Below are 24173 nucleotides of genomic sequence, written 5' to 3'. Positions count from 1 at the left end.
CTTGGCCTCTTAAACTTGTTAAATTCACTATTCTTTGAATTATTTGACCACACCGCTGTAACGATAACCCTGTGGAGTCTTTTGATAACGTAAATAGTTATTGGTCAGTTTTCCTGAAGCATTCACCACTAATATATCGATATTTTTTAAGTCTTTTGAGATACGGATAAAATCTTCTGCAGAACGTTCCCATTCCTGACAATCATTTTCAACACCAATTGAATCAAGTTTTTGAGTTTTGGTTTCAAAAATGGGTTGCGCGACAAATTTGCCGTTATTCAACACAAAAGAGTGAATGCGATAGCCCCTTGAACAAGTACTATTAACAAATAGACTGGTGACTAAATAAACGTCCTGATTTTTAATTTTGACTTGCGCAATTTTATCGATAAATCCCACTTGAGCTAACTCTTGGGACGCCAAACCATTGCTTGGCTTCACTTGAATTAAACTATATGGTTCTCTCATCGTTCCCCCAGCAGAAACGTCCATCGTATAAAATTTGATTTTTCGATCAGGACTGTAATGGATATCCAGCATATTTTTTTCAGTGAGTTTTGCAAACGAATATGCAAAACTCGATGAATCATTTTTTATTTTATTTTCAATTTCACTGGAAATTTTTTCATTGTACTGATCACATTCACCACGCCCTGAACAGGTTTTTTGATAGTATTTTTCAACCAAACCATTTTCAAAGTTGCTCAATGATTCAGCATTGGTTTGTTGTGCAAATATACCTTGTACACTTACAAGCATGAAAAATGAACTTACTTTTAATATCTTATTCATATAACAAATCACACTATAAAAAATAATAAACATAAAAGAAAAAGAGCCAAATCTTGATTCAGCTCAATACTGTTCTTACACTACATCACACATCAAAAATTATAAGGATGGATTATCCAATACGACGTTTAAGCCCTGTCATTTGTAAAACACGTGTTGAAATTTCTTCAATCGACATCTCTGAAACATTTAAATATTTAATCCCTTCAGAAATATAGATCCCTTCAACAGCACGTAGCTCCATCTGACACTGCGAAAAGCTCGCATAACGACTATTGGCTTTACGTTCAGAACGAATGGCAACGAGACGTTCAGCATCAATCATCAAACCAAATAGTTTATTTTTATGTTCTTTCAGTACCGCAGGTAAACGATTATCGTCTAAATCTTCTTCGGTTAATGGGTAGTTTGCAACTCGAATACCAAACTGCAAAGATAAATAAATTGAAGTTGGGGTTTTACCAGAACGCGATACGCCGATCAGGATTAAATCTGCTTTGTCATAATGGCGGGTACGTGCTCCATCATCGTTATCCAAAGCAAAATGAACAGCATCAATACGTGCTTTATACGACTCAGAATCCGTCACAGCATGGGTTTGTCCGACTAAAGTTGTAGGCGGTGTACCTAAAACGTCTGACAACTTACTAATAAGCCCTTCAAAAACATCAAGATTTACTGCATTTGCAGTATTAATAATGTCACGAACATAAGGGTCAACCAAAGTATCGAATACCAAGGGTTGTTGACCATCTTTATCCGCCCTTTTATTGATTTCTTCGACCACATTCATTGCAGCTTCTTCAGAGGTAATATAGGGAATAATATGGATATCAAACTTTACATGAGGAAATTGCGCTAATAATGAATGCCCAAGGGTTTCAGCCGTAATCGCTGTACCATCAGAAATAAAAAATACGCTCCGCTTTATTTGGTTACTTTCTGACATTAAAAATCTCCTCAAACATTTGTCTTAGCGATGTATAATCTTTATAGTAAGCCCATCTTACATGACTATCACTTAGTTGAATCAAAATGCTAAGTTTTTTGTTATAATTTCATGCCAAGATAGTGATTAATACTGCATAAGTGGAGTAACAACTTTGGAAGCACGCGTAATCGGTCTGGAAAAACTAGGTAAACACGACGTTGAGATCGTGGGTGGTAAAAACTCTTCACTTGGGGAAATGATCAGTCATTTAGCAAATGCTGGCGTATCGGTTCCAGGTGGATTTGCAACGACTGCTGATGCATATCGCGAATTCCTAGAGCAAAGTGGCCTAAATGCTAAAATCAATGCAGAACTTGCAGCATTAAATGTTGATGATGTAATCGCACTTGCAGAAACTGGTGCAAAAATCCGTCAATGGATTGTAGAAACTCCACTTACTACAGGTCTAGAGACTGAAGTTCGCGAAGCCTTTGCTGCCCTTTCTAACGGTAATCCTGACATCGCTGTTGCGGTACGTTCTTCTGCAACTGCTGAAGACTTACCAGATGCTTCATTTGCGGGTCAACAAGAAACTTTCTTAAACATTCGTGGGATCGACAACGTTCTTATCGCAATTAAAGAAGTTTTTGCTTCACTTTATAATGACCGTGCCATTGCTTACCGTGTACACCAAAATTTTGCACATGATATTGTTGCGCTTTCTGCTGGTATTCAGCGTATGGTTCGCTCTGAAACGGGTGCTGCAGGTGTAATGTTTACACTTGATACAGAATCTGGTTTCCGTGAAGCAGTATTTATTACTGCTTCTTACGGTTTGGGGGAAATGGTTGTACAAGGTGCAGTAAACCCAGATGAATTCTATGTTTCTAAGCCACTTCTAAGAAATGGCAAACATGCCGTTATTCGCCGTAATCTTGGTTCTAAACACCAAAAAATGATTTATGGTGAAGAAGGTGCTGCGGGTAAATCTGTTGTGGTTGTTGATGTTGAAAAAACAGATCGTCAGCAATTTGCTTTAAATGATTTAGAGCTTCAAGAACTTGCTAAACAAGCCTTGATCATTGAAGAACATTATCAAGCGCCGATGGATATCGAATGGGCAAAAGACGGTGATGATGGTCAAATCTATATCGTTCAAGCACGCCCTGAAACTGTAAAAAGCCGTGAGAATGTCGGCACAATGGAACGTTACCTCCTTAAACAAAAAGGTACAGTTCTTTGTGAAGGTCGTTCAATTGGCCAACGTATTGGTTCTGGTAAAGTTCGTATCGTTACTTCGATTAAAGAAATGGACAAAGTACAAGAAGGTGATGTTCTTGTATCAGACATGACTGACCCAGATTGGGAACCAGTGATGAAACGTGCGGCTGCAATTGTAACTAACCGTGGTGGTCGTACTTGTCATGCGGCAATTATTGCCCGTGAACTTGGTGTTCCTGCCATCGTAGGTTGTGGTAATGCAACTGAAGTGCTTGTCGATGGTCAAGAAGTCACTGTTTCTTGTGCCGAAGGTGATACAGGCTTTATTTATGAAGGTGCGTTAGATTTCGAAATTCAACGTAATTCGATCGAATCTATGCCTAAACTTCCGTTCAAAATTATGATGAACGTGGGTAACCCTGACCGTGCATTTGACTTTGCTCAAATTCCAAACGAAGGGATTGGTCTTGCACGTTTAGAATTCATCATCAACCGTATGATTGGTGTGCATCCAAAAGCTTTGTTAAACATTGACAGCCTACCACGTGAAACACGTGCGGCCGTTCTGGCACGTACGGCTGGTTATGCATCACCGATTGAATTCTATGTTGAAAAATTGGTTGAAGGTATTTCTACCCTTGCAGCTGCATTTGCTGACAAACCAGTGATTGTTCGTATGTCTGACTTTAAGTCAAATGAATATGCGAACTTGATTGGTGGTAAGCTTTACGAGCCTGAAGAAGAAAACCCAATGCTTGGTTTCCGTGGTGCGAGTCGTTATGTATCTGATAACTTCCGTGACTGCTTCGAACTCGAATGCCGTGCATTGAAAAAAGCACGTGATGAAATGGGTTTAACCAACATTCAAATCATGATTCCTTTTGTACGTACAGTATCTGAAGCGAAACGTGTTATTGAGTTATTGGCTCAGAACGGTCTTAGACGTGGTGAAAACGGTCTTAAAGTGATCATGATGTGTGAGTTACCAACAAACGCATTACTTGCTGAACAGTTCCTTGAACACTTCGATGGTTTCTCTATCGGTTCAAACGACTTAACCCAGCTAACACTTGGTTTAGACCGTGACTCTGGTATCGTTTCTCACTTGTTTGACGAACGTGACCCAGCAGTAAAAGCATTACTTTCTATGGCAATTCATGCTTGCCGTAAAGCGGGTAAATATGTAGGTATCTGTGGTCAAGGTCCTTCTGATCACCCTGATCTTGCAAAATGGTTAATGGAACAAGGTATTGAATCTGTTTCATTAAACCCAGACTCAGTTTTAGATACTTGGTTCTTCCTTGCAGAAGAAAAGATTAAACAATCTTAATCAAAGCTGTTTAAAAAGACCCTCTAGCAGGGTCTTTTTTATGTATATTTTTTAAAACTTTGATTTTAATATTCTATTAAATATCAGGTTTAAGATTGGTCAAAGGAAAATCTTGTTCACACCCACCTTCTTCATCGCAAATATAAACACTTGTAGGCATACGAATCGTATATTTCCAGATATATGGATAAAAACCTTCACTTAATGTTTCAAAATTACACTGCTCATCAGCCTGTATATATATTTCTGTAAATATAGAGAAATCATCCGCCCCACACCTATCTAGAATATTTATATTGGTAATAATAAAGTCTAAGTATGCTTTTTCATAAGCTGAACGATTCTCATAATCACGATAATCTGTAAATTCATCTGGATGAACCCATGAAAGATGATTTGGACAATCAACATCATATTCAGCCTTTAACTCATTTGAATACAAACGTTCGATACATAATTGTGTGTTAAAGTTTTCGCCACTTACATTAAATGATAAACGAAGTTTCACAGTTACCCCTCTGCTGCTAAATAGGTTAATTTTTCTTGATATTTTAAGATTTCGTGTAAATTTAATGTTAATACATTCAAAAATCTAGTATACATAGTGGTTTAAAAAAGTAGGTGAACAAAGTTGCGGTTATGTTCATTTTCATCTACCAATTTTGTACTTTTAGATTTATTTTGAGAATTGAGTTTTATGCAAATTTACTTGGCGAGAAATAACCAACAAGCTGGTCCGTATTCAATTGAACAACTGAATCAAATGCTTGCAAGCCAGCAAGTACTTTTAACAGATTTAGCTTGGCATCAAGGATTAACGGAATGGAAAGCGCTTGGTGAACTTACACAAGGTAAACTTGTTTATGAGCCTATTGGTTATGTCACACCAATGTCATCAAACAACGAACAAATTGATCGTCAACAAAATCCTGCTATCACCAATATAAAAATTGAAAAAAGTACAAAAAAAATCATTAAAGCGGCACCTGTAGGTAAACGAATCTCAGCCAAACTTATCGACTTCGCCCTTTTATTTTTACCCCAATTCATCGCTATTGCTTATTTTATGCCTGAAGATGCAATCAAAGTTGCTTCAGATGGTTTCTCAGTAGATAACCAAGTTAAAATTGCGGAAATGATCAGTCAAAGTATGCCGGCCTACCTGAATATTGCTCTGATGATCTTTGTACTTATTCTCTTGATCACTCAATGCTTTATGATTACCAAATTTGGGCAATCTATTGGTAAAAAAATATTCAAACTGCAGATTGTTGATGTCAATACCAATCAATTGCCAGGGTCGCTAAGAGGATTTTTCGTTCGTTCATTCTTATTTCTTATCCTGTCTCAAGTTATGAGTGTATTACCTCTGATTGCCATCATTTTCATTGTTGATTTGTTCATGTTTTTCTCTAAAGAGAATTATGCATTACATGATCGTATTTCTAAAACCAAAGTTATTGATCTTTCTGAATAATTCAAATGGCGGTTATACCGCCATTTTTTATCGCTCGCCAAGCACAAAATAATAATTTATGTTTTTGTTTTCTTTATAATTCCGACTAAAAATATCAGGTATTTTTACATCAATATATTCAACCTCTATGTATAGCTAAGTTTGACGATATGAGGCATAATGCCCTACAACGTAGCGGTGTCAGATCATTGAGAATGTTTTCTATTTAGAAATAATAGTCATTTTCAATCATGCGGCACTTTAATCGCTATCCCATATTTATATAGGGAATGGGACTCTTCACCGAGGTTGTAAAATGAGACAAACGACTTTAGCTGTATTGTCTTTATCTGCGATCGCCGCACTCTTAACTGGGTGTGGTGGTGATATAGTACTTCTAAACTCTAAAGGTCCAGTCGCTGAAGGTCAAAGTAGCCTGATGATGACTGCGATCTACTTAATGCTATTGGTCGTAATTCCTTCGATCTTGATGGCATTGTGGTTTGGTTGGAAATATCGCGCGTCAAATAAAGATGCAGACTATAAACCTACATGGGCACACTCTACTGCGATTGAAATTGTAGTATGGGGTATCCCGTGTATTATTATTGCTATTCTTGCGTATTTAACATGGTGGGGTTCACACAAATATGACCCTTACAGACCATTAACGAATACTCAAGGTCAGATGGAAGAACATTTAAAAATTCAAGCAGTCGCTGAACAATTTAAATGGGTATTTATCTATCCTGAACAACAAATAGCTACAATTAACGAAGTTCGTTTCCCAGTCAATAAACCAATTGAATTTCAAATCACTTCTAACTTTACAATGAACTCGTTCTTCATTCCTAAGTTAGCAGGTCAGGTTTATGCAATGGCAGGTATGCAAACTAAGTTACATATGCTTGCAGAACATCCAAGTCCAGTAGATGGCTACCGTGGATTCTCAGCAAACTATAGCGGCTATGGCTTTACGCAAATGCGTTTCAGAGCTCATGCTGTTTCAGATGCTGACTTCAACACTTGGGTAGACGCTATTAAAGCAGGTAAAGGTACTTCAATTAATCCTGAAGCGATCCAAAAAACCACGCTTGATGCGACTGAATTTGCTACGCTCAAAGATGGTGATCGTTCTAAACACCAAATTGAAGCAATGCTGAACAATGCGCATACTCCAGAAGAACTTAAAGCTGCACACGAAGCTGAACGTAAAGGTCCATTCCCTACTAAGCCTCATCCTGTGACTTATTATTCTTCAGTTACGCCTGACTTGTTCAAAAGCATTATCAACACTTACATGAGCAACTACCATGGTGCAGACCATGCAGGCGCTGAACATGCAGGTGCTGAACATGCAACTGCTTCTGTAGGGGAATAAGACATGTCTTTGTTATTAGGTAAACTCAATTGGGATGCAATCCCTAAAGAGCCGATTGTACTTGTAACAATGGTCATTATGGCTCTTGGTGCAATTGCAGTTTTCGGCGGTATCACCTATTTCAAAAAATGGGGTTACCTCTGGAATGTATGGTTTAAATCTGTAGACCATAAAAAAATTGGTATTATGTATATCCTTGTGTCTGTTGTGATGCTACTTCGTGGCTTCGCAGATGCAATCATGATGCGTCTTCAACTGTTCCTTGCAAAAGGTGGCGGTGAAGGTTACTTACATCCAGACCATTACGATCAGATCTTCACCGCACATGGTGTAATCATGATCTTCTTCGTAGCAATGGGTCTTGTTGTTGGTATGATGAACATCACTGTACCTCTTCAAATTGGTGCGCGTGACGTTGCATTCCCATTATTAAACTCTGTGAGCTTCTGGTTATTTGCTGGTGCTGCTGGTTTGATGATGGTTTCATTAGTATTAGGTGAGTTTGCTGCAACAGGTTGGATGGCTTATCCACCTCTTTCTGGCATTCAATATTCTCCTGGTGTTGGTGTTGACTACTATATCTGGGCACTCCAGGTTTCTGGTCTAGGTACGCTTTTAACGGGTGTTAACTTCTTTGTTACCATCATCAAAATGCGTGCGCCTGGTATGAAACTTATGGACATGCCGATCTTTACTTGGACTGCACTTTGTACAGCAGTATTGATCATTGCATCTTTCCCAGTATTGACTGCAACAATTGCAATGTTAACGCTAGACCGTTACTTCGGTTTCCACTTCTTCACCAATGAGCTTGGCGGTAGCCCAATGCTTTATGTGAACTTGATTTGGACATGGGGTCACCCAGAAGTATATATCTTAGTATTACCTGCTTTTGGTCTTTACTCTGAAATCGTTTCAACGTTCTCTCGTAAAACGTTGTTCGGTTACAAGTCTATGGTGTATGCAACGATTGCGATTACAGTACTTGCTTTCGTGGTATGGTTACACCACTTCTTTACCATGGGTGCTGGTGCCAACGTTAACGCGTTCTTCGGTATCATGACCATGATTATTGCGATTCCTACTGGTGTGAAAATCTTCTCATGGTTATTCACTATGTATAAGGGTCGTATTACCTTTACATCACCAATGTACTGGACACTTGGCTTCCTTGTGACTTTCGGTATCGGTGGTTTAACGGGTGTATTGATGGCTGTTCCACCAGCTGACTTCTTGGTACACAACTCTTTATTCTTGATCGCTCACTTCCATAACGTAATTATTGGTGGTGTTGTATTCGGTATGTTCGCAGGTATCACTTTCTACTGGCCAAAAATGTTTGGTTGGAAGTTAAATGAAACTTGGGGTAAAGCATCGTTCTGGTTCTGGTTCTTTGGTTTCTATTTTGCATTCATGCCACTTTATATCCTTGGTTTCATGGGTATGACACGTCGTTTGAATACATATGACAACCCTGAATGGGACCCATACTTAGCAATTGCTTTGTTTGGTGCTGTGCTTGTAGCAATCGGTATTGCTTGTTTCTTAATGCAAGTTATTGTTGGTTTCTTACAACGTCACGACAACATGGACAACACAGGCGATCCATGGGATGGTCGTGTACTTGAATGGTCTACTTCATCCCCTGCTCCGTTCTATAACTTTGCTGAAATTCCAAAAATCAATGGTATTGATACTTTCTGGAATGACAAAGAGAATGGTGTAGCGTATGCACGTCCTGAGAAATATGAAGATATTCATATGCCAACTGACCGTGCTGCTGGTTTTGTTATTGCCTTGTTCATTACAGCAATGGGCTTCGCTTTAATCTGGCATATCTGGTGGTTAGTCGTTGCAACTTTCCTTGGTGCTGTTATCAGCTTCATCGTAAGTTCATTCACTAAAAAAGTGGACTACTACGTACCAGCTGCTGAAGTAGAACGTATCGAAAACGAGCGTTATGCTTTACTTGAAAAACACTTGAAGAAGGACTAAGGATATGGCTGAAGTACTTCATCACGACAACCACGGACACGATGAACATCATCATCACGATGATACAGACATCACCGTCTTTGGTTTCTGGACATACTTGATGAGTGACTTGATTTTATTCGGTACACTCTTCATCGCGTTCGCTGTATTAAGCAGTCATATTCCGCCTGGTACTCCAAGTCCAAAAGAGTTATTTGGTGAGTCTTTAGGTTTCGTACTTGTTGAAACCTTTGCTCTCTTGATTTCTTCTGTGACTTTCGGTTTTGCGGTACTTGCTTCTTACAAGAAAAATGTCAACCAAGTGCTTATGTGGTTAATTATCACTTGGCTCTTTGGTGCAACATTCATCGGTATGGAACTTTATGAATTTAATCATTTAGTTCACGCTGGTCATGGTCCTACCCACAGTGCGTTTTTATCTGCGTTCTTTACCCTTGTAGGTACGCATGGTATCCACGTAACATCTGGTTTGGTCTGGATGATCGTGTTAATGGTTCAAATCAAGAAAAATGGTTTGACTGTTCCAAATACACGTCGTCTTGCTTGCCTAAGTTTGTTCTGGCACTTCCTTGACATCGTTTGGATCTGTGTATTCAGCGTAGTTTATTTACTGGGAGCTTTATAATGAGTCATGATCATAATGCTGCTGGTGCTTCGCACGGAAACATCAAACAATACTCTATCGGCTTCATTCTTTCTGTCGTATTGACCATCATCCCTTTCGGGATGGTGATGAAAGGAATGACTGGTGGTGCGGTTGTTGCAACGATTGCGATCACTGCGATTGCTCAGGTTCTTGTACAATTAGTTTTCTTCTTGCACATGAATTCATCTTCTGAACAACGCTGGAATGTGATTGCATTCATCTATACGATTCTGACGATTGCAGTTCTATTAATTGGTTCTGTATGGATCATGAACTACTTACATTCAAACATGATGCTCTAGGGTGTCATGTTGAAAAAATATCTATTCCTGACTAAGCCAGGAATTCTCTTTGGTAACTTCGTTACCACTTTGGGCGGCTTTTTCTTAGCCGCTCAAGGTTCTGTAGATTTCCTTTTACTTCTCATCACATTACTCGGTACTACGCTTGTCGTTGCCTCTGGCTGTGTGGTGAATAATGTCATTGACCAAGACATTGACCAAAAAATGCAACGTACAATGAATCGTGCGCTCGTCAAAAAAACCATCAGCCCAACAGTTGCTTTAATTTTTTCTGCTGTGCTCGGTTTAATTGGCTTTGCTTTGTTGTGGTTTTTTGTCAACGCCTACGCATTTGGCTTTGCTGTACTCGGCTTTGTTGTGTATGTGATTTTTTATAGTCTTTGGAGTAAACGTACTACCATTCACCAAACTGTGATTGGAAGTATTTCTGGCGCAAGCCCTCCTGTAATTGGATATACTGCTGTTTCCAACGGGTTTGATGTTGCCGCTTTGCTGATTTTTTTAGCTTATGCACTCTGGCAAATGCCACATTCTTGGGGAATTGCAATCTATCGATTTGATGATTATAAAAATGCAAATATTCCAATTTTACCTGTAGCCCGTTCAATTTTTCGCACGAAAGTTGAAAGTTTAATTTACGTTATTCTGTTTGCTGCAGTTTTAAATGGATTGTATTGTTTTGGCTATACCAACATTTTCTTCCTTATTACCTTTAATGCTTTATGTGCCTATTGGGTATATTTATCGATTATTGGATTTAAAGCTGAAAATGATCAGGTCTGGGCAAAAAAATATTTTTTGTATTCCGTCATTCTAATTACAGCGCTCAGTGTGAGCTTTAGTTTTAGTTATGTCTCCCCTGCACCTCATTTGCCACTGTTTTAAAAAAAGATAGAGTTCTCTCTATCTTTTTTTTATCTGCATAAATAAAATTAAAATATTAAAATTTTTATTATAACGATAGGCACTTTATGCTTTTTAAAAATAAAACACTGCAATATGTCCTTCTTATCGGTTTACCTTTGGTAGTTCATCCTAGTTCTAGCTTTGCTGGCGCTGCAGAAGAAATCGCATCACCAACTTTTGACCTAAACAACAATCAATATCGTATATTAAACCTCCCCGTACTCTATCCAGCCAATGACAATAGAACCAACATGATGCTACTGCTAAGTGACAAAGGTTTAGCAAGTATCAAAGCATTTGAAGTTGATAAAATGAGTTTATGGGATACGTCTAGTGGCTTAGTCCCTTTTTACCCTACCGAATTAACTCAAGCATCTGAAAATAAAATTCCAAACAAACGTGCTTTTTATGATGCAAATGATCACGTCTATGATGAGCGCTGTATAACGCTCAAATCTGGTGCTGAAGTTTTTCTTCAACAGGTTTCAAATCACAAGAAAATATCTCAAGACGAAAAAAGCAGCTTGTTAGAACAACGAAATCAGATCAAAAATTGTCAACAAAGCATTCCACTGATTCAAGTCAATACAGAATGGACACAGTCCGCTCAACAGTATGCTTCTTATTTAAATGGGATCATTTTATTTTACAAAGCTAACTATTCCTCAGCAACTAAAATATTTACAGCCATAAGCCAAGTTGATGACCCTTGGTTAAAAGAAACAGCTCAATACATGCTCATCCGTACGACATTAAATGAGCTGTATAGCCAGTCATTAGGAACTTATGGTGATTTAGATACTCAGAAAGTTGATCAAGTACTTCTTAAAACTTTTTTTAATCGCATTACTGATTATTTTAAGCTTTATCCTAAAGGTCAATACGTAGCCAGTGCCAGAGGCTTTTTACGCCGAGGCTACTGGATTGCCAATCAACAAGATGCGCTAGTCAAAGAGATGATTTGGCAGATGGATCACCCCACATCAGATTATTACAATCTCGATATGTCCACATTGCCGGCCGAAATAGATCGCAAGGTATTTGGTTTAGAAAACTTCAACGCAAAAACACTCAACGATCCTTTCTTTTTAGCCATCTATGATCTGATGTATATGCGTCAAAGTGATTCTACACAGTACCGGCCAATTAGCTGGTCCGAGTTAAATGCACAAAAACCTGTATTTAAGGAGCAACCTGAGTTGTTCCGTTATTTACAAGCCGTTCATTTATATTTTATTCTGAAAAAACCGCAAGATGCGTTAAATTATTTACCAAAACAAAAACCCAATTCCATTCAAAATTATTTAGAACTCAGCCAATATACGCTTAAAGGGGTCATTCTTGAAAAAAGTAGTGATAAAAATCTGGTTGAACAATATTGGGATCATTTACTCGCAATTTCTGCTAATCCTTATCAAAAAACTTTGGCAGAAGTCGCCCTAGCGATTCACTATAAAAACACCAATAACCAAAATGCTTTTTTAGGAAAACATTCAAAAATCAAACAAGCAAGCTTACAGAAAGCATTCATTACTCAAATTGCCGATGTCAAAGCTTTGGAAAGTATCATTACTGCCAAAGACAGTTCAGCTGATAAAAAAAATCTGGCTTTGTATACATTATTAGATAAAAGCTTTATGAATCAAAACTATGTGGTATTCAATAAAGCCTATACCACTTGGTTACCTCAAGATGCCTCAGAATACAAAGCATACAACAGTAAAATTAAAGCTTATAAGTCAGAACCCCACTTCGAAGTTTTTGTTTGGAATGGTCATGAAATTACACCAACACTCAAATGCCCTAAATTAAGTACCTTAACAGCTGGCTTAGAAAAAAATCCGAAAAATTTAACTTATCGTTTATGCCTAGGTGAATATATGCGTAATCAAGGCACTGCTTTAGAAAATTTTTATGGTGACTATTACTATGGTCCAAGTTTTAGCCAGCCGAAAAATGCCTTTACAGGTGAGGCTTTTAGTCGTGGTGAGGTCTATAAGGAAATTATTAAATCGAATTCTAAAAGTGAATTACAAGCTTATGCACTTTATCGCGCAATTATGTGTTATTCACCGAGTAGTATAAATGTCTGTGGTGGAAAAGACGCCACAAAATCTACACGTAAACAATGGTACGCACAAATTAAACGTGACTATCCAAATACCACATGGGCAAAATCTTTAAAATATTATTGGTAGCTGATTCATGCTTAAACAGATTTTCTCGGTTTTACTGACAGTTCAATGTTGTCTAGGATTAATGGCATGTCAACCGAGTCAATCCGCAACAGCCTCAGATCAGGTCAATGCAAATGACTATGATGCCTTTTGGATTTGGGGAAATATCAAGTCTGCGCCTTATTTAAGTAAAGCTAAGGAAATCTATATTTTACAAGGTGAAGTTAGGCTGGAGAAAAATTCCAACCAATCTATCTTGATCCAACAAGGCATTTCTGTGGTTAAAATTTCACATCAGAAGGTATGGTTGGTTTTTCGAAATCATCATTTAAATTGGCAAGGTACTGAAATAGAAAAAATTTTACAACGCGTCCGACAGTGGGAAAGCGCAGGCAATCACATTCAAGGTATTCAAATTGACTTTGATGCGCCAACTAAAAATTTAAAAGCGTATGGCTTATTTCTACAACAGCTTAGAAAGCAGTTACCACAGCACTATCAACTCAGCATCACCAGTTTGATGGATTGGGCCAATCTGCGTGATCCAGATACACTTAGGCTATTTAGAGAAAATATTGATGAAATGGTGATTCAAACCTATCAAGGCTCTTCGACTATTCCAAATTATCAGACTTATTTAACCAAGGCTTCAACATTGAAACTGCCTTATAAAATTGGCTTGGTACAACATGGTAAATGGAATCAGCAACTTAAATTTGATACTGATCCAAACTTTAAGGGCTTTGTGGTGTTTTTATTACGACAAAATAAATCATGAATTAATTTAATCAATAAATTCACGTTTTTATTCAATTTAACTTCTAATTGAGTGACCCAATTAACTTCCAAAAAAAACAGAATCATGCTCAAACCGAGCAAATAACGCATCCATTTTTCCCGCATATTTCATATCCAGTTGATGCCATAATCTTTTCGGAAGTGGAATAAATTCTAATGTGTCTGAACCATCAGAAGCTTTACAGAAACGGATTTCATACTCTGGATGTAAAATTTCATTGAGTGCTCGTAAAGTTGTATCACGATCAGCACCCTCACCTTGATAAGGAATCAACAATGATTTCTCACCATAATGAATTGTGATGCTAAAACCTTGTTGATTATCAGCATTTTCAAGTTCAGCAGACAATTGTCCAGTTTCTAAAATATTTTCACAATAGCCAATAATTGCATCATCCTCTTCTCTCCAATCCACCACCATGACAATGTCATAACGACCATCAAAAACATCAAAGTAGAAGTCTTGTGTAGGGTTTTCAATATAAGATTCAATGGTTTCAAGTTTTTCAGTACTGTAGTTTGTCATTTTAGCGATCCATATTTTTATTCATTTTCAATCTAAATAGGTACAAGATGAAATTCAATCTCGGGGCTGTAAAATTTTAGTGGTTATTCCAATAAATATTTGAATATTAAATTGTGTTTACGCACAAACTTTCCTATAATAAGCGCTCGCAATTTTTGCGGCACAATCTATTGGCTTTTAAACTGTTGTTTAAAGTTTATGCTGATTGTGACTCCTTGCTTCAATCTTTTTAAGGTTGGGGCTGTATAAACCGTAAGGAGCTGACAATGCGTCACTACGAAATCGTAATTCTGGTACACCCAGACCAAAGCGATCAAGTTGTGGGAATGGTAGAACGCTACATTTCTCACATCAAAGATGCTGAAGGTCAAATTCACCGTCTTGAAGATTGGGGCCGTCGCCAATTGGCTTACCCAATTAACAAAATCCATAAAGCGCATTACATTTTAATGAACATTGAATGTAACCAAACTACGCTTAATGAATTAGAAGAATTGTTCCGTTATAACGATGCAATCCTTCGTAATGTGATTATCCGTCGTGAAAACGCAATCACTGAAGAATCTTTACTCGCTAAGAGTGCTGAAGAAAAACGTGCGCGTAAAGCTCAACGTGAAGAAGCACAACAAGCTCAAGATTCTGTTGAAGCATAAGGAGAACATCAATGGCACGTTTTTACCGTCGTCGCAAGTTCTGCCGCTTTACAGCTGAGAACGTTACGTACATCGACTACAAAGATATCGACACTTTAAAACAGTACATCACTGAAAACGGCAAGATTGTTCCTAGCCGTATTACAGGTACTAAAGCTCGTTACCAACGTCAATTAGCGCTTGCTATTAAACAAGCTCGCTACTTAGCGTTGATTCCTTACACTGACAATCATAAGTGAGGTTGAGCCGTGGATATTATTTTATTACAACGCATTAAAAACCTTGGTAAATTAGGCGATAAAGTTTCAGTTAAAGCTGGTTACGGCCGTAACTACCTTATCCCTCAAGGTAAAGCAGTTGCAGCGACTGAAGCGAATACTGCTGCATTTGAAGCTCGTCGCGCAGAACTTGAGAAAGGTGAAGCTGAAGTTTTAGCTGCTGCTCAAGCACGTGCTGACCAATTGAACGAAGTAAACATCGTTATCACTGCGAAAGCTGGTGATGAAGGTAAATTATTCGGTTCAATCGGTACTCGTGATATCGCTGACGCGTTAACAAATGCTGGTCTTGTTGTTGACCGTGCTGAAGTTCGTTTACCGAACGGTGCACTTCGTCACACTGGCGAATTTAACATCGCAATCCAATTGCATCATGATGTTACTGCTGAAGTTCTCGTTACTATCGTATCTGAGTAATTTTTTGCAAAAAAAAGAGCATACTTTTGTATGCTCTTTTTTTATCTTTAAATTTCACCTCGGATCAGCTGAAATTGTTTCTAGTTGATTCATTCCCCTACTTATCGGTATTACTGTTAGATACTTTTAGTATTTTGCATTAAGATAAGTGAGTACTTCAGTACACACGTACATTACGTAAATAATGTTTTTGCACGATTTAAAAATCAAGGTTTTATATGTCTCAGGCAACTGCCACAGCTCAACAGAATCCCTTCAGCACTGATGCAAAAAACAAAGACAATGCTCAGTTAAAAGAGTTTCGTACGCCTCCTCATAACTTGGCAATTGAACAAGCTGTACTGGCTGCATTGATGACGGTTGCTGAGTCTTTTGAACAAGTCAGTGATACTTTGAATGAAACTGATTTTTATGCAACACGTCACAAATATATCTTCCGTGCAATCGAAAAATTGGCACAAGAAAACTCTCCATATGATGCAGTTTTAGTCAACGATTGGCTGATTAAGCAAAACTTGCTTGATGCAATTGGCGGTGAAGAATATTTAATGCAATTAATGTCCGATTCACCTTCAAGTTTCTATAACCTAGAAACCTATGCGGGCAAAATCAAAGAATTTTCAACGTTAAGAAGCATGATTAAAGTAGGCAATGAAATCCTGCAAAATGCTTATGACACCAAAGGTCGTGAAGTGAGTGAAATTCTTGATCTTGCTGAAACCAATATTTTCTCTATTGCAGAACAACATAATAACAATGCCAAAGCACAAGGGCCAAAAGCCATTACCTCAGTTGTAGCAGACGTTTTTGATAAGTTAAATGAACTTTCTCAAATGGAAGGCAATATCACTGGTTTAACCACAGGTTTTATGGAGTTAGACAATAAAACCTCTGGTATGCAAGCTGGTGATATGATCATTGTTGCTGCACGTCCGTCGATGGGTAAAACAACCTTTGCCATGAACCTTGTAGAAAGTGTGTTATTTAACTGTGATCTTCCAGCACTGGTTTTCTCTATGGAGATGCCAGCAGACTCTATCGCCATGCGTCTCATTTCAGCATACGGTAAAGTCCATCAAGGGCATTTACGTTCAGGTAAACTTGATGGCGATGAATGGTCTAAAGTCACAGGAACCATTTTACAGCTACAAGAAAAACATCTTTATATTGATGATTCATCTGCACTGCCACCAACGGAACTTCGAGCACGTGCACGACGTATTGCCAAACAACATGGTGGCAAGCTGGGTTGTATCATGATCGATTATCTACAATTGATGAAAGTGCCAGGCATGGGTGATAACCGTGTCGGTGAGATTGGTGAAATTTCACGAAGCTTAAAAGCCCTTGCCAAGGAAATGATGTGCCCTGTTATTGCACTGTCACAGCTTAACCGTTCTCTGGAAAACCGCCCAAATAAACGTCCGGTAATGTCCGACTTGCGTGAATCAGGTGCAATCGAGCAGGATGCCGATTTAATTATGTTTATTTACCGTGATGAGGTTTATAACAAAGAGTCGAAAGAAGCAGGCACAGCTGAAATTATCATTGGTAAACAACGTAATGGCCCGATCGGGACTGTGCGTTTAGCCTTTGAAGGTCAATACACGCGCTTTAGTAATCTATCGCCTGAGTATTATGCGCAATATCAAGATGAAGAATAATGCTGATCAATAAAGTTAGCATCATTTAACACTGCTGTTGAGATGAGATTTTAATCTTCAAATCTTGGAACTTAAAGTCTCTCTCAATGTTTCAATATTCTTAGTCCATTCATCATAATCATCTGAATCTTGCCAAAGCTCATCCAATTCAGAGTTTTCACTGGTCAATAATAATAATGCAGTCAATGCTTTGGGAATAAGCGCATAATTGACATTGTTTTTATTTTGTTCAAGCCATTTTTCTACAGGTTCAGGATAATATTCATTTTCTTCAATCCCTTCACCAAATGATTTAGCTAAAACATCTGCTGCAGCATGCGCAATACAACCAATATCGGCATCGATAAACTCTTCGGTTGCCATATCAATCATTTCATCAAAAGCTTGTTCAATGACAACATGCCCATCTTGCTCTTCAAACTCATAGGCCCAATCACTTGCAGTATCATTTCCAAATGGTTCATGTGACCATGTTCCCATACACCCTCCGAAATAAATCCTTAAATTTAAATATAAAATGTACGATTTTATTTAAAAAATAAAGTGCTATATCTTTACAAATTATGTGCAAGACACTTAGCAAAAATTTTATCGATACAAAATCAATAAACCATTCAAAACACAAATGTTTATGTTTATTTAAAGCTGATAGGACTACAATATTTAGCGTTTTAAAGCTGCACTTTTTTTAAAGTTAGGCTTTTATCTCTATTTATGCGATTTAGCATTATTCAATCTTTGCCATTCCTCAGGAGTAACTAGGGTGCGTCAAGCAACAGTTTATATTAACAGTGCAGCACTGCAATATAATTTAAACCGAGTCAAACAACTTGCACCATACGCTAAAATTGTCAGTATGGTTAAAGCCAATGCATATGGACATGGCGTCAAGGACTGTTTAGCCGCCTTAAATGCGACTGATGCCTTTGGTGTCGCCTGCCTTGCTGAAGCCTTAGAGATTCGGGCATTAGGCTATCAACAACCGATTACCCTTATCGAAGGTATTTTCAGCGCTGATGAAATGATTAGTGTTCTTGAAAATAACCTTGAAATCGTTGTACATCATCAGCCACAATTGGCTTGGTTACGTGCACATAAAAAACAATATATCGACAAAGGTTTAAAAGTCTGGGTAAAACTCAATAGCGGTATGAACAGATTGGGTTTTAAGGTGGCTGAAATTATTGAAGTGATTCAATCACTCAAAGCAGAAGGCTTTACCTGTGTACTGGCAATGCATTTTGCCAATGCAGATGCGGATCATCACCCGTTAAATGAACAACAGAAAGATCAATTCTTACAGGTAAAAGCTGCTTGTGAACCGATCTTAGCTTCATGCTGCAATTCTGCTGCTATTTTTAAATGGCCTGAACTGAATTTTGACTTTGTACGTCCAGGTATCATGCTTTACGGCGCGTCTCCCTTTGCAGATCGAAGCGTTGCTGAGTTAGACATCAAACCTGTCATGAGCTTTACCGCTGAAATCATTGCACTCAATCATATTCAAGCAGGTGAATCTGTAGGCTATGGCTCTACATTTGTCTCCAAAAATGAAATGGATATCGCCATTGTTTCAATAGGTTATGGGGATGGTTATCCGCGTGCTTTTCCTCAACAAAACTATGTCAGCATCAATGGCCAAATGGCATCGATCATTGGTCGTGTCGCAATGGATATGATCGCAATTGATGTCACTGGCATAATAGATGCACCACTAGGTACAGTCGTTGAACTGTGGGGCAAGGATCGTTTGGTCGATGATGTGGCTGCTGCCAATGGTACGATCGGTTATGAGTTACTCTGTCGTATGAGTACACGTCCTATCCGTAAAAAACTTTGAGCAAGCATTCTCGATTCAAGATGAAAATCCAAGCCATCGCTTGGATTTTTTAATGGTTTTCAGGTTTTAGACAAATTCTTCTGGCTGTTCAATCTCATAGAGTAGTTTAAGTAATGTCGGGATATCCTGTTCATCTAAACTTAATGGGCGAAAATGGTTATAGCCCTTACTCTCGAAGTATTGTTGAATTTTGCCATTTCGTCTCACGTATTTCATAGACCACTGTGAAAAATGCCCTTGCTCAACATGGCCTGCTCTAAACAGCTTGATCTGATGATGTCTTGGATCTTTATGCAGTTTTTCCAATACATGTAAGATAACCACTTCCTCACCTTCTAGGCATTGAAAAAAATGCTCATCTGCAAAATACAGAACGCCTTGAACTTGATGAAGTATATTAAAATCTCTCGCTTCACCTAAAATATCTCTTAAATCATTGAGTATTTGGTGATGGGGTGAAGTTGTTTTACTTGCGTAGCATAATTGAAAAGTCATGTAATTCTTCTATTTTTAACTTTCATTATTTATAAACAATTATTTGCGATCATACAAGCCTTAACGTTTTATTATTTAATTGTTTATCTATTCTTTTATATGGATTGCTTTAAACTAAATACATAGCAACCGTGCTCTTTAATTTTTTAATTTAAAACAGTGATTTAATATATATTTATCATTAAAAACACAAAGTAAATTATGATCCACCTAGACAATTGTCTCGATATAAATTTTAGAATAAAAGAAACATAGGATTGAATTTATGCGACCTCTTTATAATTTTTAATATAAAAAAAGCGAGATTAAACTCGCTTTAAAGCACATACAGTATTATTCAAAATAATCATTAGTCGGTTTAGGTAAATCTTGCAAACCTTTCTTTAAAGTTTCAGACCATTGTTTGCTGATGTGTTGAAAATAAGGATCACTGTCGTTAATTCGCTTGCCTTTTGGTACCTCTAGGCTGTCTTTAAGATAAATCATCGCATCTAATGGCATACCAACAGATACATTTGAACGTAAAGTCGAATCAAATGAAATTAAACTACAACGTAACGCTTCATCTAAAGGCATATCATAACTTAAGGCACGATCTAAAATTGGTTTACCATATTTACTTTCACCAATTTGGAAATAAGGCGTATCACTGGTTGCAGAAATAAAATTACCTTGCGGATAAATATTATAAAGCTGTATTTCCTCTCCACTGATCTGACCACCAACCAACAAACTACAATAATAGTTACTTTGCTCTTGAGTATCTTCAGTGACATCTGCGATGACTTTGCGCAGGGTTTGCCCAACCAATCCAGCGACCTCGAACATTGTATTCACACTATACAAATTGGGTTCTTGCTTAAGTGCCAAATGATTTTCTAAATGTCCAATCACCGCTTGGGTCGTTGCAAGGTTGCCAGAAGTTTGAATACAAATAAAGCGTTCGCCTTTTACCCCAAACGTATAAAGTTTTCGATATACAGAAATGTGATCGACTCCAGCATTGGTACGAGTATCACTAATAAATACTAAACCTTGTTTGAGTCTTAAAGCACAGCAATACGTCATGAAACTACCTATACAACTAAATTTGAGATTAATCACATTCTGCAATTATTCACACTATTTACCATTGCCATCACTAACATGCAAGCACTTGAACAATAGAGTACATGGTTTCAGTGCCACCTTGCTCTCTTACTCCACGAACGGGTGCAACATCCCAATAGTCGCGTCCAATCGCTACATAGACATGTGATTCTGGACGGAATAATTGATTACTGACATCAATAACATGCCATTTACCATCTAAAAATACCTCTGTCCAAGCATGACTTGCTAAATGCGATTGATTATTTACATATAAGTAACCAGAGACATAGCGAGCAGGAACACCCAATGCTTTCGCCATCGCAATCAAGACATGACTATGATCTTGACATACCCCTTGCCGTGCTGAAAAAGACTCCATTGCGGTATGCGTTACTGTGGTACTTGCGCTGATATAAGGCATATGTTGCAACAAAGCTTCTGCTAATTTTTTGAAATTTGCCCAACGCTTATGCGTTATATATTGTTCAGCAAAAGCAATCATTTCTGTATTGCACAAGGTTGCAGTGGTTGGCTGTAAAAAAACCACAGGTGATACCTGATCTTCTATACCAAATTGATTGTCTACATTAATATCGACAATCCCCTGCGCCATAATGGACATTTGTTGATAAGGCTCAATTTGCGAACTGGTCAACCAGACATTATCAAAGGCATCTTTTTTAATGTGTTTTTCACCAGGAACGCTGACATGCCAACCCGTCACCTGTTGATGTAGATTAGACTGTGGTGTCATCTTGATATACTGAATACTATTTTTTGCCCATTCAGAATATTGGTAATGCGTTTGGTGATTAATCATCAGTTTCATAAGCGATCCAATTCAAATAACGAGTCAATATGGTCACTAAAATGATAATAATTCATACGGTCTGGTTGTTTTTTTAGTTCTTCCCAAACTTCAGGCAAACTACACATACCATGTTGATCTAAACGATCAATCAAATGATTCAATTGTATCAAAGTCACTGATTTATCTTGATTCAGACGCAATTGACGATCAAATTGTTCCATTTTTTGCCCTAAGCTAAAAAATAGAAACAACAATTCATCATCCTCGGCCTCTAATACATCATTACACTCTTCACAAACATCACAAATAAAACCAGCATTTTGCTCTGCCTGTTGTAATAACTGATTTAATTCGGCAAAGGACTGTGCTGAAATCACCCCACGTAAATCATGAATATTATTTTTGGCACATAAAAAATGCTGATGAAATGATGCAGGTTGCTCATTATCTAAAATCAATTCATTTAAAGAACTTGCATCAAATGCAGGTAAACAAAAAGCATGTGCATAGTCTAAAGCCAATTCATTGGTTTTAAATGGAAATTGACTACATAAATATTGAATCCGGGTTAAATAGCGTCCTAACCAAAATATATTCTGTGCATTGGTACTGAGTAAAATCATGTTTGCTCTCCTTTGGCTGGGATTATTTGAAGGTGGGGCTAAATTGAATATTCATCAATTACCCATGTATCCTTAATTCCACCACCTTGTGATGAGTTGACCACCAGTGAACCTTGTTGCATCGCAACACGAGTCAAGCCACCTGGAACAATTTCTATGCGTTCTGGTGAGCTGAGAATAAATGGTCGTAAATCAATATGACGTTCAGCAATTCCTTGGGAAGTTAGTGTTGGTGCAACAGATAAATTTAAGGTGGGTTGCGCAATATACGCAGAGGGTGAAGCCATTAACTTCATTTTAAATAGATCAATTTCTTGTTCAGTTGCTTTAGGACCGATGAGCATCCCATAACCACCTGAACCTTGAGCCTCTTTTACCACCAATTGATCCAGATTTGCCAAAACATAATCCAAAGCTTCAGCTTCACGGCATTGATACGTCGGTACATTGGATAAAATTGGTTTTTCATTTAAATAATAAGCGATCATTTGATCCACATAGGGGTAAATCGACTTATCATCTGCAACGCCTGTACCAGGTGCATTGGCAATCACCACATTTCCACTTAAATAAGCAGACATTAGCCCTGCAACACCTAAAGTGCTATCAGGTCTAAAGCTTAATGGGTCTAAAAAACCATCATCCAAACGCCTATAAATTACATCAACCTGTTGACGTCCACGGATGGTTTTCACATAAACCTTGTCGTTTTCAACAAAAAGATCACGTGATGTCACCAATGGCACACCCATTTCCCTTGCTAAAAATGAATGTTCATAATAGGCGCTGTTATAACGTCCTGGTGTTAAAACCACGATTGTTGGGCAATCTACTTTTGAATTTTCAGCCAAAACGTCACGCAACAATTGCGGATACAACTCAATATTGGCAACGTGTTGATTGCATAATTCAGGCATAAGTTTTTGACTCATCTTACGACTTTCAAGCATATAGGACACACCTGAAGGCGTACGTAGATTATCTTCTAAGACAAAAAATTCACCTTTGCAGTCCCGAACAATATCAATTCCACTGATTTGACTGTAAATATTTCCATTCAAGCGATGATTCATCATCACTGGTTGATAAGCTTCATGCGATAGCACTTGTACTGCTGGAATTAAGCCTTCTTTTAAAATATTTTGTTGATTATAGATATCAGCTAAAAATAAATTTAACGCTTGAATACGCTGTGTACAGCCTGCTGCAATCTTGTTCCACTGTTGCTTGGCAATCACACGCGGAATTAAATCAAACGGTATGGTTCGATCAATTCCTGATGTTTCACCATAAACCGCAAAGTAATTCCTTGATATAAAAAATGTGCTTTGGCTGTTTCATTGAGTTTTTCAAGTTGGTAAATGCTGTGTTGAGATAACCAATCTTCAATTTTTTCAGCAGTTTCGGGCGAAAGAACCTGATCATCCGTCATTTCATTAAAAAAAACCGAATTCATCTGTTTAAGTAAATGATGTGAGGCTTGTTGTGCATCGATATTTAGATTAATGGCCTGTTGAATATTTCCTATCTGTTGTTGATTCGTCGTTTCAGTTTTTTCTTCTGCCTCAGCAATTGGCAAAGCGAAGCGATCTGCATAATTCTCATTGCTTGAATTTGTATCTATGGTTTCTTTTAGCATACAAACCTCTTTTTATCTTCTCTAATGGCTTCTTTAATAATGCAATATCAATGCCAAAATATTATTAAATCGCCATATCCTGTATTCTTCACCTGTACAATTAAATCTTTCTGGCTCAGTTTTATTAATTCATTGTTTACTATTGCACTCAATGTGAGTTTTGATCGAACTTGTTTCAAAATTTTTTAGCTAATATTTTC

Annotated in this window: 23 protein-coding genes and 1 pseudogene; 14 read left to right on the top strand and 10 right to left on the bottom strand. The window is 37.8% G+C overall.

Annotation, left to right across the window (positions count from 1 at the left end; all coding sequences use genetic code 11):
• Nucleotides 1-39: 39 nt before the first annotated feature.
• Together F981_RS05470 and ppsR are read right to left on the bottom strand one after the other, a co-directional pair.
• Nucleotides 40-792 (bottom strand): hypothetical protein, encoded by a 753-nt coding sequence (locus F981_RS05470; RefSeq protein ID WP_228129018.1) that lies wholly within the window; start codon nt 790-792, stop codon nt 40-42.
• 112 nt (nt 793-904) lie between these two features.
• Nucleotides 905-1741 (bottom strand): posphoenolpyruvate synthetase regulatory kinase/phosphorylase PpsR, encoded by an 837-nt coding sequence (gene ppsR / locus F981_RS05465; protein ID WP_004719361.1) that lies wholly within the window; start codon nt 1739-1741, stop codon nt 905-907.
• 154 nt (nt 1742-1895) lie between these two features.
• On the opposite strand from ppsR, the gene ppsA reads away from it, so the two are divergent.
• A complete protein-coding gene (gene ppsA, locus F981_RS05460) occupies nt 1896-4274 on the top strand; it encodes a phosphoenolpyruvate synthase (protein WP_004719359.1) in 2379 nt (792 codons plus the stop codon).
• A 76-nt stretch (nt 4275-4350) separates the two neighbouring features.
• On the opposite strand, the gene F981_RS05455 is transcribed toward ppsA, so the two are convergent.
• Complete coding sequence (locus F981_RS05455) at nt 4351-4782, bottom strand: hypothetical protein (RefSeq protein ID WP_004719357.1); 432 nt, start codon at nt 4780-4782, stop codon at nt 4351-4353.
• A 189-nt stretch (nt 4783-4971) separates the two neighbouring features.
• Between F981_RS05455 and F981_RS05450 the strand changes: the two genes are divergently transcribed.
• The 8 genes from F981_RS05450 to F981_RS05415 all read left to right on the top strand — a co-directional run bounded on the left by F981_RS05450 (nt 4972) and on the right by F981_RS05415 (nt 13915).
• The gene (locus F981_RS05450; RefSeq protein ID WP_004719355.1) at nt 4972-5751 is read left to right on the top strand and encodes an RDD family protein; all 780 of its coding nucleotides are present in this window, start codon (nt 4972-4974) and stop codon (nt 5749-5751) included.
• A 295-nt stretch (nt 5752-6046) separates the two neighbouring features.
• The gene (gene cyoA / locus F981_RS05445; protein ID WP_004719354.1) at nt 6047-7111 is read left to right on the top strand and encodes a ubiquinol oxidase subunit II; all 1065 of its coding nucleotides are present in this window, start codon (nt 6047-6049) and stop codon (nt 7109-7111) included.
• A gap of 3 nt (nt 7112-7114) precedes the next feature.
• Nucleotides 7115-9106: a cytochrome o ubiquinol oxidase subunit I gene (gene cyoB, locus F981_RS05440; RefSeq protein ID WP_004719352.1), complete on the top strand. Its 1992-nt coding sequence runs from the start codon at nt 7115-7117 to the stop codon at nt 9104-9106.
• 4 nt (nt 9107-9110) lie between these two features.
• Nucleotides 9111-9731, top strand: a complete 621-nt coding sequence (cyoC, locus tag F981_RS05435; protein ID WP_004719350.1) for a cytochrome o ubiquinol oxidase subunit III — start codon at nt 9111-9113, stop codon at nt 9729-9731.
• Nucleotides 9728-10054, top strand: a complete 327-nt coding sequence (gene cyoD, locus F981_RS05430; RefSeq protein ID WP_171066910.1) for a cytochrome o ubiquinol oxidase subunit IV — start codon at nt 9728-9730, stop codon at nt 10052-10054. Before cyoC ends, cyoD begins: the two co-directional genes overlap by 4 nt.
• A 6-nt stretch (nt 10055-10060) precedes the next feature.
• Entirely contained in the window at nt 10061-10939 is an 879-nt protein-coding gene (cyoE, locus tag F981_RS05425; RefSeq protein ID WP_004719345.1) for a heme o synthase, read from the top strand.
• An 86-nt stretch (nt 10940-11025) separates the two neighbouring features.
• Nucleotides 11026-13158, top strand: coding sequence for a PA5441 family protein (locus F981_RS05420; RefSeq protein WP_004719343.1), 2133 nt, complete (start codon nt 11026-11028; stop codon nt 13156-13158).
• Nucleotides 13159-13165: 7 nt separating this feature from the next.
• Nucleotides 13166-13915: a DUF3142 domain-containing protein gene (locus F981_RS05415; RefSeq protein ID WP_004719340.1), complete on the top strand. Its 750-nt coding sequence runs from the start codon at nt 13166-13168 to the stop codon at nt 13913-13915.
• A gap of 60 nt (nt 13916-13975) precedes the next feature.
• Here F981_RS05415 and F981_RS05410 read toward each other — a convergent pair whose 3' ends face one another.
• Entirely contained in the window at nt 13976-14461 is a 486-nt protein-coding gene (locus F981_RS05410) for a hypothetical protein (protein WP_004719339.1), read from the bottom strand.
• Between the two features lie 266 nt (nt 14462-14727).
• Between F981_RS05410 and rpsF the strand changes: the two genes are divergently transcribed.
• From rpsF to dnaB, 4 genes are all read left to right on the top strand, one after another.
• Complete coding sequence (gene rpsF, locus F981_RS05405) at nt 14728-15114, top strand: 30S ribosomal protein S6 (protein WP_004719337.1); 387 nt, start codon at nt 14728-14730, stop codon at nt 15112-15114.
• Between the two features lie 11 nt (nt 15115-15125).
• Entirely contained in the window at nt 15126-15353 is a 228-nt protein-coding gene (gene rpsR / locus F981_RS05400) for a 30S ribosomal protein S18 (protein WP_004719336.1), read from the top strand.
• Between the two features lie 9 nt (nt 15354-15362).
• Complete coding sequence (rplI, locus tag F981_RS05395) at nt 15363-15809, top strand: 50S ribosomal protein L9 (protein WP_004719333.1); 447 nt, start codon at nt 15363-15365, stop codon at nt 15807-15809.
• A 218-nt stretch (nt 15810-16027) separates the two neighbouring features.
• Complete coding sequence (gene dnaB / locus F981_RS05390) at nt 16028-17473, top strand: replicative DNA helicase (protein WP_004719332.1); 1446 nt, start codon at nt 16028-16030, stop codon at nt 17471-17473.
• Nucleotides 17474-17530: 57 nt separating this feature from the next.
• Here the strand turns inward: dnaB and F981_RS05385 are convergent, their stop codons facing one another.
• Nucleotides 17531-17953, bottom strand: a complete 423-nt coding sequence (locus F981_RS05385) for a DUF4259 domain-containing protein (RefSeq protein ID WP_004719330.1) — start codon at nt 17951-17953, stop codon at nt 17531-17533.
• Between the two features lie 283 nt (nt 17954-18236).
• Here F981_RS05385 and alr point away from each other — a divergent pair, with 283 nt between their 5' ends.
• On the top strand, nt 18237-19313 hold the full coding sequence (alr, locus tag F981_RS05380) for an alanine racemase (protein WP_004719327.1): 1077 nt from the start codon (nt 18237-18239) through the stop codon (nt 19311-19313).
• A 66-nt stretch (nt 19314-19379) separates the two neighbouring features.
• Here the strand turns inward: alr and F981_RS05375 are convergent, their stop codons facing one another.
• The 5 genes and pseudogenes from F981_RS05375 to F981_RS05355 form a co-directional block, all read right to left on the bottom strand.
• On the bottom strand, nt 19380-19808 hold the full coding sequence (locus F981_RS05375) for a BLUF domain-containing protein (RefSeq protein ID WP_004719325.1): 429 nt from the start codon (nt 19806-19808) through the stop codon (nt 19380-19382).
• A gap of 333 nt (nt 19809-20141) precedes the next feature.
• A complete protein-coding gene (locus tag F981_RS05370; RefSeq protein WP_004719323.1) occupies nt 20142-20876 on the bottom strand; it encodes a proteasome-type protease in 735 nt (244 codons plus the stop codon).
• A 73-nt stretch (nt 20877-20949) separates the two neighbouring features.
• Nucleotides 20950-21729 (bottom strand): transglutaminase family protein, encoded by a 780-nt coding sequence (locus tag F981_RS05365; protein ID WP_004719320.1) that lies wholly within the window; start codon nt 21727-21729, stop codon nt 20950-20952.
• Nucleotides 21726-22334, bottom strand: a complete 609-nt coding sequence (locus F981_RS05360) for an alpha-E domain-containing protein (protein WP_004719318.1) — start codon at nt 22332-22334, stop codon at nt 21726-21728. The genes F981_RS05365 and F981_RS05360 overlap by 4 nt, the downstream gene beginning before the upstream one ends.
• Before the next feature lie 38 nt (nt 22335-22372).
• A pseudogene (locus F981_RS05355) lies at nt 22373-23787 on the bottom strand (circularly permuted type 2 ATP-grasp protein); the annotation flags it as partial.
• Nucleotides 23788-24173: the final 386 nt, after the last annotated feature.

The organism is Acinetobacter guillouiae CIP 63.46, from assembly GCF_000368145.1.
Taxonomy (GTDB): Bacteria; Pseudomonadota; Gammaproteobacteria; order Pseudomonadales; family Moraxellaceae; genus Acinetobacter; species Acinetobacter guillouiae.
The sequence above is the reverse complement of the archived record's forward strand: the minus strand, read 5'-3'. Positions and strand labels throughout refer to the sequence as shown.

Bases quoted from the DNA above. Each gene is read 5' to 3' on its own strand.
- F981_RS05470 (WP_228129018.1), bottom strand. From the start codon at position 792: ATGAATAAGATATTAAAAGTAAGTTCATTTTTCATGCTTGTAAGTGTA.
- ppsR (WP_004719361.1), bottom strand. From the start codon at position 1,741: ATGTCAGAAAGTAACCAAATAAAGCGGAGCGTATTTTTTATTTCTGAT.
- F981_RS05450 (WP_004719355.1), top strand. From the start codon at position 4,972: ATGCAAATTTACTTGGCGAGAAATAACCAACAAGCTGGTCCGTATTCA.
- cyoA (WP_004719354.1), top strand. From the start codon at position 6,047: ATGAGACAAACGACTTTAGCTGTATTGTCTTTATCTGCGATCGCCGCA.
- cyoB (WP_004719352.1), top strand. From the start codon at position 7,115: ATGTCTTTGTTATTAGGTAAACTCAATTGGGATGCAATCCCTAAAGAG.
- cyoC (WP_004719350.1), top strand. From the start codon at position 9,111: ATGGCTGAAGTACTTCATCACGACAACCACGGACACGATGAACATCAT.
- cyoE (WP_004719345.1), top strand. From the start codon at position 10,061: ATGTTGAAAAAATATCTATTCCTGACTAAGCCAGGAATTCTCTTTGGT.
- F981_RS05420 (WP_004719343.1), top strand. From the start codon at position 11,026: ATGCTTTTTAAAAATAAAACACTGCAATATGTCCTTCTTATCGGTTTA.
- F981_RS05415 (WP_004719340.1), top strand. From the start codon at position 13,166: ATGCTTAAACAGATTTTCTCGGTTTTACTGACAGTTCAATGTTGTCTA.
- F981_RS05410 (WP_004719339.1), bottom strand. From the start codon at position 14,461: ATGACAAACTACAGTACTGAAAAACTTGAAACCATTGAATCTTATATT.
- rpsF (WP_004719337.1), top strand. From the start codon at position 14,728: ATGCGTCACTACGAAATCGTAATTCTGGTACACCCAGACCAAAGCGAT.
- rpsR (WP_004719336.1), top strand. From the start codon at position 15,126: ATGGCACGTTTTTACCGTCGTCGCAAGTTCTGCCGCTTTACAGCTGAG.
- dnaB (WP_004719332.1), top strand. From the start codon at position 16,028: ATGTCTCAGGCAACTGCCACAGCTCAACAGAATCCCTTCAGCACTGAT.
- F981_RS05385 (WP_004719330.1), bottom strand. From the start codon at position 17,953: ATGGGAACATGGTCACATGAACCATTTGGAAATGATACTGCAAGTGAT.
- F981_RS05375 (WP_004719325.1), bottom strand. From the start codon at position 19,808: ATGACTTTTCAATTATGCTACGCAAGTAAAACAACTTCACCCCATCAC.
- F981_RS05370 (WP_004719323.1), bottom strand. From the start codon at position 20,876: ATGACGTATTGCTGTGCTTTAAGACTCAAACAAGGTTTAGTATTTATT.
- F981_RS05365 (WP_004719320.1), bottom strand. From the start codon at position 21,729: ATGAAACTGATGATTAATCACCAAACGCATTACCAATATTCTGAATGG.
- F981_RS05360 (WP_004719318.1), bottom strand. From the start codon at position 22,334: ATGATTTTACTCAGTACCAATGCACAGAATATATTTTGGTTAGGACGC.